Source organism: Bradyrhizobium ingae (assembly GCF_055791185.1).
Genome location: NZ_JBVUBB010000037.1, coordinates 1 through 13,813, shown reverse-complemented (window position 1 = coordinate 13,813; position 13,813 = coordinate 1). Strand labels below are relative to the sequence as shown.

At 64.6% G+C, this 13,813-nt stretch carries 11 protein-coding genes; 5 read left to right on the top strand and 6 right to left on the bottom strand.

Annotated features, from left to right (window positions below):
* Positions 1-53 precede the first annotated feature (53 nt).
* The 3 genes from zapE to ACV1FX_RS34215 form a co-directional block, all read right to left on the bottom strand.
* Entirely contained in the window at positions 54-1,241 is a 1,188-nt protein-coding gene (gene zapE, locus ACV1FX_RS34225; RefSeq protein ID WP_473121954.1) for a cell division protein ZapE, read from the bottom strand.
* 163 nt (positions 1,242-1,404) lie between these two features.
* Positions 1,405-1,941, bottom strand: coding sequence for an RNA 2',3'-cyclic phosphodiesterase (thpR, locus tag ACV1FX_RS34220; protein WP_473121953.1), 537 nt, complete (start codon positions 1,939-1,941; stop codon positions 1,405-1,407).
* Between the two features lie 172 nt (positions 1,942-2,113).
* Entirely contained in the window at positions 2,114-2,749 is a 636-nt protein-coding gene (locus ACV1FX_RS34215) for an arylesterase (protein ID WP_473122009.1), read from the bottom strand.
* A 55-nt stretch (positions 2,750-2,804) separates the two neighbouring features.
* Between ACV1FX_RS34215 and ACV1FX_RS34210 the strand changes: the two genes are divergently transcribed.
* The 4 genes from ACV1FX_RS34210 (at position 2,805) to ACV1FX_RS34195 (ending at position 7,915) form a co-directional block, all read left to right on the top strand.
* Positions 2,805-3,527, top strand: coding sequence for an ABC transporter ATP-binding protein (locus tag ACV1FX_RS34210; protein WP_473121952.1), 723 nt, complete (start codon positions 2,805-2,807; stop codon positions 3,525-3,527).
* Positions 3,524-6,109: an ABC transporter permease gene (locus tag ACV1FX_RS34205; protein ID WP_473121951.1), complete on the top strand. Its 2,586-nt coding sequence runs from the start codon at positions 3,524-3,526 to the stop codon at positions 6,107-6,109. The genes ACV1FX_RS34210 and ACV1FX_RS34205 overlap by 4 nt, the downstream gene beginning before the upstream one ends.
* A gap of 269 nt (positions 6,110-6,378) precedes the next feature.
* Positions 6,379-7,170, top strand: a complete 792-nt coding sequence (locus tag ACV1FX_RS34200; protein WP_473121950.1) for a Bax inhibitor-1/YccA family protein — start codon at positions 6,379-6,381, stop codon at positions 7,168-7,170.
* Between the two features lie 214 nt (positions 7,171-7,384).
* The gene (locus tag ACV1FX_RS34195; RefSeq protein ID WP_473121949.1) at positions 7,385-7,915 is read left to right on the top strand and encodes a GNAT family N-acetyltransferase; all 531 of its coding nucleotides are present in this window, start codon (positions 7,385-7,387) and stop codon (positions 7,913-7,915) included.
* Positions 7,916-8,051: 136 nt separating this feature from the next.
* Here ACV1FX_RS34195 and ACV1FX_RS34190 read toward each other — a convergent pair whose 3' ends face one another.
* The 3 genes from ACV1FX_RS34190 to acnA all read right to left on the bottom strand — a co-directional run bounded on the left by ACV1FX_RS34190 (position 8,052) and on the right by acnA (position 12,739).
* Positions 8,052-8,423 (bottom strand): DUF2794 domain-containing protein, encoded by a 372-nt coding sequence (locus ACV1FX_RS34190; protein WP_473121948.1) that lies wholly within the window; start codon positions 8,421-8,423, stop codon positions 8,052-8,054.
* 584 nt (positions 8,424-9,007) lie between these two features.
* Entirely contained in the window at positions 9,008-9,781 is a 774-nt protein-coding gene (locus ACV1FX_RS34185; RefSeq protein ID WP_473121947.1) for a DUF1223 domain-containing protein, read from the bottom strand.
* Between the two features lie 237 nt (positions 9,782-10,018).
* On the bottom strand, positions 10,019-12,739 hold the full coding sequence (acnA, locus tag ACV1FX_RS34180) for an aconitate hydratase AcnA (RefSeq protein WP_473121946.1): 2,721 nt from the start codon (positions 12,737-12,739) through the stop codon (positions 10,019-10,021).
* Positions 12,740-12,978: 239 nt separating this feature from the next.
* Here acnA and ccmA point away from each other — a divergent pair, with 239 nt between their 5' ends.
* Positions 12,979-13,581, top strand: coding sequence for a heme ABC exporter ATP-binding protein CcmA (gene ccmA, locus ACV1FX_RS34175; protein WP_473121945.1), 603 nt, complete (start codon positions 12,979-12,981; stop codon positions 13,579-13,581).
* Positions 13,582-13,813 lie beyond the last annotated feature (232 nt).

Genomic DNA, 13,813 nt, shown 5'->3' with positions numbered 1-13,813 from the left:
GCGCTTCGCGCGGCCCCCGAAATGACAGCGGCACCCTCGACGGGGATTAGGACTTAAGTCTCCACCAGACCCTTGGTGGATCCGCTGGCGGTGGAATCCTTGCGGCCGTGCGGCTGCGCCAGATAGGATTCCGAGCTCATCTCGATCAGGCGCGAGGACGTGCGCTTGAACTCGTTGGCCTCGTTGCCTTCGTTCGCCAGATACAGCGACACCGGATCGGCTTCGGCCGAGGCCATCAGCTTCACGGCATTGTCATAGAGCGTGTCGATCAGCGTGATGAAGCGCTTGGCGGCGTTGCGCTCGGCGAGGTCCATCACTGGAATATGGTCGACCAGGATGGTGTGATAGTCGTGCGCAAGCCTCAAATAGTCGGATGCGCCGAGCGGCTTCTCGCAGAGATCGGCGAACGAGAATCGCGCCACGCCGTGCGCCGAGCACGGCACGTGCAGGATGCGACCCTTGATCGAAATGTCGCGTGACTTGCATTTGGCGTGGCCGGTCATCTTTGCCCAGGCGCGATCGAGCGCGGCATCGGCGTCGGCATCGGCCGGCACCAGCCACATCTTCACGCCCTGAAGTTTCTCCAGCCGGAAGTCGGTGCGCGCATCGAGCCGCAGCACGTCCATGTGATCGTTGATCTGCGCGATGAAAGGAAGGAACAGCGCGCGATTGAGTCCGCCCTTGTAGAGATCGTCCGGCGCGACGTTCGACGTCGCCACCACCACCGTGCCGAGCTCGAACAGCTTTGCGAACAGCCGCCCGAGAATCATCGCATCCGCGATGTCGGTGACGTGGAATTCGTCGAAGCAGAGCAGCCAGCCCTCATCGAAGATCGCATGCGCCGTCAGCGCGATCACATCGCCGTCGGCGATCTCGCCGCGCGCGATGTTCTGGCGATAGCCGTAGATGCGCTCATGCACCTCGGCCATGAATTCGTGGAAATGCGCACGCTGCTTGTGCGCGACGGAGGAGTGCTGAAAGAACAGGTCCATCAGCATGGTCTTGCCGCGCCCGACCTCGCCATGGATGTAGAGGCCGCGCGGCGCATCGTCCTTGTCGCCGCCGCCGAACAGACGGCCGAGCAGGCCCTGCTTGCGCACGGGCTTGTAGCTTTCAAGCCGCTGATCCAGCGCCGCATAGGCCTCCGCGATCTCGGCCTGGGCCGCATCCGGCTCGATCGCGCCGGAGGAGACCAGCGCCTGATATTCGCTTCGGAACGATGAATTGGGGGTGGAGAGCATCGCCCCTTACCGCCAGAGACCGGCCGAAAATGCAAGCCGAGAATTGGTGCCAGGGGGTATGCAGTTTCTCCCCCTCGCCCCGTTCTTACGGAGAGAGGGCGGGGTCAAGGGGCTGCCTCCACGATTACGGCGAGAAAACCGATGCGCGGAGAAGTTTAAGAGATCACGCGCACAGATCGTAGGAATCCTCGACGATGTACGGCCCGCCACCCGTCGACGCGCGCGAGGAAAACAGGACGAAACGTTCGGCCGTGAACACCTTGCTCGGGAAGTAACCGCGCAGCGAGAGATAATCGGCGACGTCCTGATCCGAGGCATCGTGCAGGCGCGCCAGCGTGACATGCGGAATGAATTTGCGCCCCTCCGGATCGAGGCCGATGCGCTGCATCATCCGCTCGAGCTCGGCCTGCAATTCGATCAGCGGCTTGCTCGGCTCGATGGCCGCAACCACCGCGCGCGGCTTGCGGCCCCCGAAGCTCGTGAGCCCCTGCACCTTCACCTCGAAAGGCTTGCGATTGACGCGAAACAGCATCGAGGCGACCTCGTTGGCGGAAATGCCGTCGATGTCGCCGATGAAGCGCAGCGTAACGTGGTAATTTTCGGGATCGATCCAGCGGGCGCCGGGAAGGCCACCCCGCAAGTTGGAAAGCGTGTGGCCGACATCGGCCGGGATTTCCAGACCAGTAAACAAGCGCGGCATCGTTGAGCACTCCCGATGCTTGGACACGCGCCTTGAAAAGGCCCATGTCCAAATTAGAGCCGGTGACGAATCACCGGTACCCTGATTCCTATCGCAGTTATGTGACTCTGCGAAGCGTGGCGCAGACCACTCCGGGAAAACCCTGGGAATTAGGGTTAGCTTTGCCTGATTTTCAACGCCGTTGCCCGCTTATGGTGCCAAGGAATGCTTCCACGGTGGGCATCATGTTCTTGACGATGATGTCGACGCCCGCAGCGGTGGGATGGATGCCGTCCGCCTGGTTGAGCTTGGCGTCGGCCGCGACGCCGTCGAGGAAGAACGGATAGAGCGGCACGTCGAATTTTTTCGCCAGATCCGGATAAATCGAATTGAAGCGCGCTGCATAGTCCGCGCCGTAATTCGGCGGCGCCAGCATGCCGCACAGCATGACCGCAACGCCGCGCGCCTTCAGCCGCGCCACGATGTCGCTGAGCGCGGCGCGCGTGACGTCGGGGTCGAGCCCGCGCAGCGCATCATTGGCCCCGAGCTCGACGATGACCCCCTCGGTTCCTTCCGGCACCGACCAGTCGAGCCGGTCACGGCCGCCGGAGGCGGTGTCGCCGGACACCCCGGCATTGATCATATCGACCGCTATACCATTGTCCTGCAAGGATTTTTTGAGCTTCATGGGAAATGCCTCCTGGCCCTGGAGGCCGAGGCCGGCGCTCAAGGAATCACCGAGCACCACGAGCTTGACCGGCGGCTTGGCCTGGGCGCTGGCGCCGGCAATCCCCGTCATCAAAGCGACCATCAACACGGCTATGTGCATGAACAATCCGTAACGCCTCTCGACCGCGCGCGCGGAGTTGCCATATGACCGGACCATGGACAGTCGCATCGAATCCTCTTCGCTCGCCGGCATCGGGCCGGACACCATCTCGATCTCCAACGTCAATCTCTCACTGGGCACAGGCGCGGCGCGCGTCCACATTCTCAAGGATATCTCCTTGCGGGTCGGCCGTAGCGAGGCAATCGGCCTGATCGGCCCGTCAGGTTCGGGCAAATCCACGCTGCTGATGGTGATGGCGGGGTTGGAGCGTCCTGATAGCGGAGAGGTGGTGGTCAATGGCACGCCTTTCAATGCCCTCGACGAGGACGCGCTCGCGCGCTTCCGCGGCCGCGAGGTCGGCATCGTCTTCCAGTCCTTTCATCTGATCCCGACCATGACGGCGCTGGAGAATGTCGCCGTGCCGCTCGAGCTCGCCGGCAATCCGGATGCGGGCAAGCGTGCCGCGCAGGAGCTGCAATCGGTCGGGCTCGGCGATCGCCTGCATCACTATCCCTCGCAACTCTCGGGCGGCGAGCAGCAGCGTGTCGCGCTTGCCCGCGCGCTGGCGCCGGATCCGGCGATCCTCGTCGCCGACGAGCCCACCGGCAATCTCGACGAAGCGACGGGAAAGCAGATCGTCGATCTCATCTTCGGCAAGCATGCAGAGCGCGGCATGACCTTGGTGCTGGTGACCCATGATTCCTCGCTCGCGCATCGCTGCGACCGCGTGATCCGCCTGCGCTCCGGGCGCATCGATACGCAGTATTCCCAGCCATGAGCGTTGCCGCCGAACCGGTCGCGCCAAAACCGTTCGCGCGAAGCGGCGCGGTCGCGCTGTCGCTGCGCTACGCGTTGCGCGAACTGCGCGGAGGCCTGCGCGGCTTCTACGTCTTCATCGCCTGCATCGCGCTCGGCGTGATGGCGATCGCCGGCGTCGGCTCGGTCGCGGCGAGTCTCAGCGAGGGCCTCGCGCGCGAGGGCCGCACTCTGCTCGGCGGCGACGCATCATTCGTGCTGTTCCAGCGCGAGGCAAAGCCTGAGGAGATCGCCTTCCTGCGCTCGCGCGGCACGGTGTCGATCGCCGCAACCTTGCGCGGCATGGCGCGCGCGGCCGACGGCAGGCTCGCGCTGGTCGAGATGAAGGCGGTCGACGACAATTATCCGATGCTCGGCCAGTTGACGCTGACGCCGCAATTGCCGCTGTCCGACCTCCTGGCGGAGCGCGACGGCGCGTTCGGTGCCGCCGCCGATCCGACGCTGCTGGCGCGGCTTTCGCTCAAGAACGGCGACCGTGTCACCATCGGCAACGCGACCTTCCAGATCCGCAGCGCGGTCGAGGCCGAGCCCGACAAGCTCGCCGGCGGTATCGGTTTCGGCCCGCGTTTCCTGATCAGCGAGGCGGGCCTGCGGGCCACCGGACTGATCCAGCCCGGCAGCCTGGTGCGCTGGGTCTATCGCGTGAAGCTGCCTGACGGCGCCAACAGCGAGCGCGCGACCGAGGCTTTCATCAGCGACGCCCGCAACGCGGCGCCCCAGGCCGGATGGGAGATCCGCAGCCGCTCCAATGCCTCGCCGCAGCTCGAGCGCAATATCAGCCGCTTCACCCAGTTCCTGACGCTGGTCGGCCTCGCCGCGCTTTTGGTCGGAGGTGTCGGCGTCGCCAATGCCGTGAAAAGCCATATCGACCGCCGGCTCGAGGTGATCGCGGCGTTCAAGGCCGTCGGCGCCACCGGGCGCGACGTGTTCGGCATTTATTTCGCGCAGGTCATCCTGCTCGCCGGGATCGGCTCGGTGATCGGGCTCGCGCTTGGCGCAGCGCTCCCCTTCGTCATCGTCGGCCTGTTCGGAAAGCTGTTGCCGCTGCCGGTGATCCCGGCGGTGCATGCCGACGAGCTGGCGCTCTCCTTCGTCTATGGGCTGCTCACCGCGCTCGCCTTCGGCCTGTGGCCGCTCGGGCGCGTGCATGACGTGCCTGTCGCCGCGCTGTTTCGCGACACGATCAGCGCCGAATGGCACCGGCCGCGCTGGCGCTATCTGGCCTTCATGGCGGTGGTGGTCGCGCTTCTCGTCGCGGTCGTGATCGGGCTGTCCTTCGACAAGCGCATCGCCACGGTGTTCGTGCTTTCGTCCGTCGTCGTCTTTGCAGTGCTGCGCGGCATCGCCGGCCTGTTGATGACGATCGCGCGGCGGCTGCCGCGTACGCGGCTGCCGATGCTTCGGCTTGCGATCGCCAACATCCACCGGCCGGGCGCGCTGACACCGTCCGTGGTGTTGTCTCTGGGCCTCGGGCTTGCCGTGCTCGTCACCATCACCCAGATCGACGGCAATCTGCGCCGGCAGTTTCTCGCGGCGCTGCCGGACCGGGCGCCATCGTTCTACTTCATCGACATCCCGAGCGCGCAAGCCGAGCAGTTTGACGCTTATCTGCGCCAGATCGCGCCGGGCGCGAAAGTCGAGGACGTCCCGATGCTGCGCGGCCGCATCGTCGGCGCGCGCGGCGTCAAGGCCGAGGAGCTGAAGCCTGCGACCGACGCCGAATGGGTGCTGCAAAGCGATCGCGGCCTGACCTATACCAGCGAGCTGCCGAAGGGCTCCAAGGTGGTCGAGGGCGAATGGTGGAGCGCCGACTATTCCGGCCCGCCGCTGGTCTCGATGGAGAAGAAGATCGCCGACGGGCTCGGCCTCAAGCTCGGCGACGAGGTCGTCGTCAACGTGCTCGGCCGCGACATTCCCGCCAAAATCTCCAACCTGCGCAACATCGACTGGCAGGGGCTCGGCATCAATTTCGTTCTGGTGTTCTCGCCCAATGCCTTCAAGGGCGCCCCGCATACCCACATCGCGACGCTGACCGAACAAGGCGGCGATGCCGCCGGTGACGGCAGGATCATCAAAGAGGTCGCCGACGCCTATCCGATGGTAACCAGCGTGCGGGTGCGCGAGGTCATGGAGACGGTCGGGTCGGTCGTCACCAACCTCACGCTCGCGATCCGCGGCGCCAGCGCGGTGACGCTGATCTCCGCCATCCTAGTGCTGGGCGGCGCGCTTGCCGCCGGCCATCGCCACCGGGTCTATGACGCCGTCATCCTGAAGACGCTGGGTGCGACGCGGCTGCGGCTGCTCGGCGCCTATGCGCTGGAATACCTCCTGATCGGGCTCGCCACCGCCGTGTTCGGCGTCATCGCCGGCAGCATAGCTGCCTGGATGATCGTGACCCGGCTGATGACGCTGAGCTTCGTCTGGCAGGCCGGCAGCGCGGCCGGCGTGGTCGCTTCCGCGCTCGTCGTCACGGTCGGTCTCGGGCTTGCCGGCACGCTGCTGGCGTTGAACCAAAAGCCCGCCACCGTGTTGCGGAATTTGTGACAAATTGAAGCGGGCGCCGACGCGGTACCCCAATCCCCGGATTTTCCGGGTTAACTACGACCGCGTGTCAGGCTTTCCCGCCCATGGCGACATTCGGCCGCGCGTGGACGCTTGCAGCGAATGTGTTAGTTTCCCACATATCGGATGGGTCCGGATCCCCGATTGTTAGCCAAAATTAATGTCGGCAGGCATCGGTATCCGGGATAGAATTTTGACGACCCGGCGGCATCAACCCTAGTGCCGACCGGCCAACCAACGGGAATTCGACCATGTCGGACCTAGACCGCAACTACGCTTCTCCTTTCGGCAGGGCCGCCGGGCGTGTCGACGCCGCGACGGTCGATGCCGGCCTGCGCGCATACATGCTGCGCATCTACAACTACATGAGCATTGGCCTCGCCATCACCGGCCTCGCCGCGCTTGGTGTCTACATGGCGGCCGTGACCAACGACCCGTCGGGCGCCGCTGCCAAGATCGGCAACGCGTTCCTGACGCCGTTCGGCTACGCCATGTTCGTGAGCCCGCTGAAATGGCTGTTCATCCTGGCCCCGCTCGCCATGGTGTTCGTGATCTCGGCCGGCATCAACCGCCTGGCCCCCTCGACCGCCCAGATCCTGTTCTGGGTGTTCTCGGCGCTGATGGGCGTCTCGCTGTCCTCGATCTTCCTGGTGTTCACGCACACCTCGATCGTGCGGGTGTTCTTCATCACCGCGGCCACCTTCGGCGCGCTGAGCCTCTACGGCTACACTACCAAGCGTGACATGACCGGGATAGGATCGTTCCTGTTCATGGGCCTGATCGGCATCATCATCGCCAGCCTGGTCAACCTGTTCCTGGCGAGCTCGGCGCTGCAGTTCATCGTGTCGGTCGGCGGCGTGCTGGTGTTCGCGGGCCTCACTGCCTGGGACACCCAGCGGCTGAAGAACGACTACATCTACGGCTACGCCTCGGCCGGCGGTGACATTGCCGAACGCGCGGCGATCACCGGCGCGCTGTCGCTGTACCTGAACTTCATCAACCTGTTCACGCTGCTGCTGCAGCTCCTCGGCCAGCGCGACTAAGCGCCGAGACGAGAGAACGACATGAGCCCCGGCCGCAAGGCCGGGGTTTTTGTTTGCCCGCCTGCATCCGCAAGTCCCGTCATTGCGGGCGCAGCGAAGCAATCCAGAGCCCCTCCGCGGATGCATTTCTGGATTGCTTCGCTTCGCTCGCAATGACGCTGTGAAACCCCCGGGACCTCTTCCAGCGACGATGTGGAGGCCCTAAGCTGCCGCCATGTCCGCACCTGAAATCAGGCCTACAACCGAGGCCGACCTGCCCGCCATCACCGCCATCTACGAGCACGCCGTGCGCCACGGCACGGCGACCTTCGAGCTCGAACCGCCCGACCTCGCCGAGATGACGCGCCGCTACCGCGCGCTGGCGGATGGCGGCTACCCCTATTTCGTCGCCGTGCTCGATGGCCGCATCGCCGGCTACGCCTATGCCGGCGCCTACCGGCCGCGGCCGGCTTATCGCTTCACGGTCGAGAATTCGATTTATCTCGAGCCGTCGTTCCATCGCCGCGGCATCGGCTCGGCGCTGTTGCAGCGGCTGCTCGTCGAATGCGAGGCACGCGGCTTCCGCCAGATGATCGCGGTGATCGGCGATTCCGCCAATGCCGGCTCGATCGGCGTGCACACCAGGGCCGGCTTCAAGATGATCGGCACGCATCCCAATGTCGGCCTGAAGTTTGGCCGCTGGCTGGACACGGTGATGATGCAGCGCGACCTCGGCGAGGGCGCAACGAGCGTTCCGGAGAAGTAGGCCCGGATTCGTAGGTGGGCAAAGCGGAACGTGCCCACCTCTTGTGTCAAAAATCCGAGAGACAGACGTGGTCAGCACGGCGCAAGAGCGCCTTTGCCCAACCTACGCAGCGACGCTACGGCGGCCGCACGACGGGCTACACCACCGCGAGCTTCCGATCGATCACTAGCAACACGCGCTCGAGCTCATGGCCGCGGCGCAGGATCAGGCCGGTCGCCGAGATCACGCTGTACATGCCCTGCTTGCGCGCGAGCCGCGGGTCTTTCTCGATGCGGTAGATCGGCACTTCGGAGGCGCGGCGATAGACCGAGAACACGGCCCGGTCCTTCAGGAAATCGATGGCATAGTCGCGCCACTCGCCGTCGGCGACCATGCGGCCATAGAGATTGAGGATGCGATGCAATTCGAGGCGGTTGAAGGTCACCCGGCTCGGCTGGGAACTCGCAGCGGCGCCTCGCGCCACTGCGCGCTGCTCGCTCGGATCGGCATCCTCCGGCACCAAACTCATGCGAAGCGCCTCCTGTGGCGTTGGTGACCGGCGGGCGCGAAACCGTCCCGTCCGCGGATCATGACAATTGCATGATTGCGCCAACCGCGGCCGGCCGCAAGGGGCGCCAACCGCGCGGGTGCACATCGCACCGCAAACACACCTCCAGGCTGTGGAACCCGCGCGCGGCATACCGTCACGGGATCGTTAGCAGGAATCATAGTCTCGCCGCTTTTCCGCCTAGCGCCTGCCGCCCTGCACTGCGAAAAGATTCGTGTGCGTTGGCCCGGTCCTTTCGGTTCCGGATTCCTCAGCCCCCAGCCCCCCGGGGTCGTCGGGATCGGGCCTGTTCGCACGAAGGAAGGACCAACGAGAGTTGGTCCTTTTTTGTTGCGCCAAGTTGATTTGCCGGCCCGCTCTCCCCGCGCCTCCAGTTTCTCCCCCTCATCCTGACGAATCTGCGCAGCAGGCCTAGCCACACCTCCGGAGCCTTTCATGGTTCACGCGGCGATACGAAGCATCGTCCGCTGGACGCGCGCGAGACTGCGCTCCTCGCCATGAGGAATGGCGGCGGTGCTCGTTACGAAAAATTCGAAGCTACGAGATCAGTGCAGCGAGGTGTACGCGGCGCCCAGCATCGGGCCCGGCTTCTCGCGGCTGCCATCCTGGACATAGACCACGGCGCCATCGACACCCTCGCGCGTGAGGTTCTCCAGCGGCACGGTCCAGCTTTCCGGAGTGCCGTTCCAGTCGCCGACTTTCAGCAGGTTGCGCACCACGTTGTGATAGGTGATCTGCTGCCCGCGATTTTCGCCGCGGCTGATCGAGATCGGCACCGCCTTGGTGATCGAGCAGATCCAGACCTCGCCATGCGAGACCGCCGCCTCCTTGCTCGCAGCCACCGAGACGTTGAGCTGCTTGCCGGCGAGCGACATCGACACCGGCACGCTCATCACGGTGTCGGCCTTGGCGGTCTTTGCGATCGCACTCTCGATGCCGGCGCGGTCGCTGCCGATGACATGCTCAGAGCCGTTGACCACGACCTGCGGCGTATAGACCTCGCGGTCGCCGCGCATCCGCGAATAGGCGCGCTGCCGCGCCGAGAAGCGGGAATCCGCCAGCGTGTCCTTCCAGCCGAGATAGTCCCAGTAATCGATCGGCATGCTCAGCGCGATGATCGAGGGATCGTTGGAGAGCTCGCCGATGATCTTGTCGGCGGGCGGACAGGACGAGCAGCCCTGCGACGTGAACAGCTCGACCACCGCGCGGGGATCGGCGTAGGCGGGACGGATGACCGCGATGATTGCGCAGACCCCAAGTGCACTCGACCAGATCGCACCGGACCATCGCGAAATCAGATTAGAGGCCATCATTGTCATGTTGAACGCCGCACACCTTGGCTGATGTCGAGGGGAAATCCTGTCGCCGGCTGGTCACCGTAGTCTTACGGACAAATCCTCCGCGCGCGGTACGCTCCGCACCGCCCGAGACGAAGATGTTTCGCCGGACGCGCCCATCTGGAACATACCACAAACGAACGAAGGCGGCTCTTGATAGGCCGCCTTCGCTTAACGTTCTACTCACTTCGCAGTGAGCCATCGTTCACAAATCCGCGCTTACGCCGCGAGTTTGCGCAGCACGTAGTGCAGGATACCGCCGTTGCGATAGTAGTCGAGCTCGTCCAGCGTATCGATGCGGCACAGCAGCGAAACGCGCTGCAGCGAGCCGTCGGCCGAGACGATCTCGGCAGTCAGCTTCTGGCGCGGCTTCAAATCGCCGACGAGACCGCGCAGCGTGACCTTCTCGTCGCCCTTCAGACCGAGCGACTGCCAGGACGTGCCTTCCTCGAAGGTGAGCGGCAGCACGCCCATGCCGACCAGGTTGGAGCGATGGATGCGCTCGAAGCTCTGGCAGATCACGGCGCGAACGCCGAGCAGACGCGTGCCCTTTGCGGCCCAGTCGCGCGAGGAGCCGTTGCCATATTCGGCGCCGGCGAACACCACCAGCGGGACCTGCTCCTGCTGGTATCTCATCGCGGCATCGTAGATCGACATCTGCTCGCCGTCGGGCCAGTGCTTGGTGAGACCGCCTTCCGGAATGTTGCCGTCGGCGCCCTTGAGCATGAAGTTCTTGATGCGGATGTTGGCGAAGGTGCCGCGCATCATCACTTCATGGTTGCCGCGCCGCGTGCCGTACTGGTTGAAGTCGGCGGGGCGCACCTGACGCTCGCTGAGATACTTGCCGGCCGGAGAGGTCAGCTTGATCGAACCCGCCGGCGAGATGTGGTCGGTGGTGATCTTGTCGCCGAACATGGCGAGGACGCGCGCCTCGACGATATCCGTGACCGGCTCCGGCTCCTTCTTCATGCCATCGAAATAGGGCGGGTTCTGCACATAGGTCGAGCTCATGTTCCAGCGATAGGTCTCGCTCTCGACCGTCTTGATCTTGCGCCAGTTGGTGTCCCCCTTGAACACATCGGCATACTTCTTCTTGAAGATCGTCGCGGTCACGAACTTCTTCATGAAGGCGTTGATCTCTTTCGTCGTCGGCCAGATGTCCTTGAGATATACCGGCTTGCCGTCCTTGCCCTCGCCGAGCGGCTCGGTCGCGAGGTTCTTCGTCACGCTGCCCGCGAGCGCGTGCGCGACGACGAGCGGCGGTGAGGCGAGATAGTTCGCCTGCACATCCGGCGAGACGCGGCCTTCGAAGTTGCGGTTGCCGGAGAGCACGGCGGCAGCGACGATGCCATGGTCGTTGATGGACTTCGATATCTCCTCCGGAAGCGGGCCGGAATTGCCAATACAGGTGGTGCAGCCGAAGCCGACCAGGTTGAAGCCGACCTTGTCGAGATCCTTCTGCAGACCGGAGTTGGCGAGATATTCGGCGACCACCTGGCTGCCCGGTGCGAGCGAGGTCTTGACCCACGGCTTGGCCTTGAGGCCCTTCGCAGCCGCATTGCGCGCGAGCAGGCCGGCACCGATCAGCACGCTCGGATTCGAGGTGTTGGTGCAGGAGGTGATCGCAGCGATCACCACGTCGCCATGGCCGAGCTCGAAATTCTTGCCCTCGACCGGATAACGCTTCTCGGCGTCATCGGCCTTCTTGTATTCGCTGGTCAACGCAAGCTCGAAACCTTCGGCGACCGACGGCAACGCGATGCGCCCTTCGGGACGCTTCGGACCGGCCATCGATGGCACGACGTCGCCGAGATCGAGCGTCAGGGTCTCCGTGAACACCGGATCCGGCGACTTGGCGGTGCGGAACAGGCCCTGCGCCTTGGCATAGGCCTGCACCAGCGCAACGCGCGGTGCGGCGCGGCCGGAGGTCTTGAGGTAATCGATCGCTGCGGCGTCCACGGGGAAGAAGCCGCAGGTCGCGCCGTATTCGGGCGCCATGTTGGCGATCGTCGCCTTGTCCGCGACGGAGAGGTTGTCGAGGCCGGGGCCGAAGAACTCGACGAACTTGCCGACGACGCCGAGCTTGCGCAGCATCTGCGTCACGGTCAGCACGAGGTCGGTCGCGGTGACGCCTTCCTTCATCGCGCCCTTCAGCTTGAAGCCGACCACGTTCGGCAGCAGCATCGACAGCGGCTGGCCGAGCATGCAGGCTTCCGCCTCGATGCCGCCGACACCCCAGCCGAGCACGGCGAGGCCGTTGACCATGGTGGTGTGGGAATCGGTGCCGACGAGCGAGTCGGGATAGGCGACCTCGAAGGTGCCGGTCTTCTTGCCGACCGTCATCTTCTCCTTCTTGGTCCAGACGGTCTGGGCGAGATATTCGAGGTTGACCTGGTGGCAGATGCCGGTGCCGGGCGGCACGACGGAGAAGTTCGAGAACGCCTTCTGGCCCCACTTCAGGAACTCGTAGCGCTCCTGGTTCTGCTTGTATTCCTCGGTCACGTTCTTGGCGAAAGCCTTGTTGTCGCCGAAGAAGTTCACGATCACGGAGTGGTCGATGACGAGATCGACGGGCACCAGCGGGTTGATCTTCTCGGCATCGCCGCCGAGCTTCTGCATCGCGTTGCGCATCGCGGCGAGGTCGACCACCGCCGGCACGCCGGTGAAGTCCTGCATCAGCACCCGCGCCGGGCGGAAGGCGATCTCATGCTCCAGCGATTTTTTGCGCAACCACTTCGAAACGGCGACGATGTCTTCCTTCTTGACCGAACGGCCGTCCTCGTTGCGCAGCAGGTTCTCGAGCAGGACCTTCATCGAATAAGGGAGCTTTGAAATCCCCTTCAGACCATTCTTCTCGGCGGTCGGCAGGCTGTAATAGACATAGGTCTTGGCGCCGACCTTGAGGGTCTTTTTGCATTTGAAGCTGTCGAGCGAGGTCATGTAGGAAATCCCAATTGTTAGTTATACCCGGCAGAGGGTACTTTAACACCGTCAGCAAATCCGGCTGGGTCGCTTGCAGGAGCGAGTGGAGTGCTGCATCAAGTTCCGGGCTTATAGAAGCTTTCTAACCGCACCGCCACAAGGACGATCGTGCCGCAGCAATCCCGGAGCCTCAAATTCTGCTGCGCTACCCCAAGTTTTCTTGCGGGCTAGCGGTGAAGGGGGCGACCAGAGGCGACATGCAGCTCTCAGGGCGTGGCATCAGATGCGTGCGGGGCGGCCGCGAGGTGTTTGCGGGCCTCGATTTTGCGGCCGCCTCCGGTGAGGCGCTGGCGGTGGTGGGGCGCAACGGCTCCGGCAAGACCTCGCTGCTGCGGCTGATCGCGGGGCTGCTGATTCCGGCCGGCGGCACGATCGAGCTGTCCGGCGGCGACACTGAGCTGAACCTGGCCGAGCAATGCCACTATCTCGGTCACCGCGACGCGCTGAAGCCGGCGCTGAGCGTGGCGGAAAACCTCGCATTCTGGGCTGATTTTCTGGGCGGCGAGCGCGTCGACGGGGCTGAAAATCTTGCGACCGTCGGCCTCGACCATGCCACCCATCTGCCGGCCGCCTTCCTTTCCGCCGGCCAGCGCCGCCGCCTCTCCCTTGCCCGCCTGCTGACGGTCCGCCGCCCGGTCTGGCTGCTGGACGAGCCGACCACCGCGCTCGACACCGCCGGTCAGGACATGTTTTGCGCCGTGATGCGGGAGCACCTGGAGCGCGGGGGCCTGATCATCGCCGCCACCCACATGGCGCTGGGGATCGATGCGCGGGAGTTGCGGATCGGGGGTGTGGCGTGAGGTTCGACCACCCTCAGCTTTCCTGCTGCGTGTCGGCGCGGCACAGGCGCTTCTCCTTACCAAGAGCCTCAGCGAGGCTGGACTCAGCTTTATCCGTTCCCTCCCCCCTTGCGGGGGAGGGGCAGGGAGGGGGGTGCCACACGGTACGGCCTCCCGGTTTAATCGCGAACGGTGCGGGCGTTCTGTTGCTAGCGGCTCGCGAACCTCTCTTACTTTCCCCGGGGCTACCCCC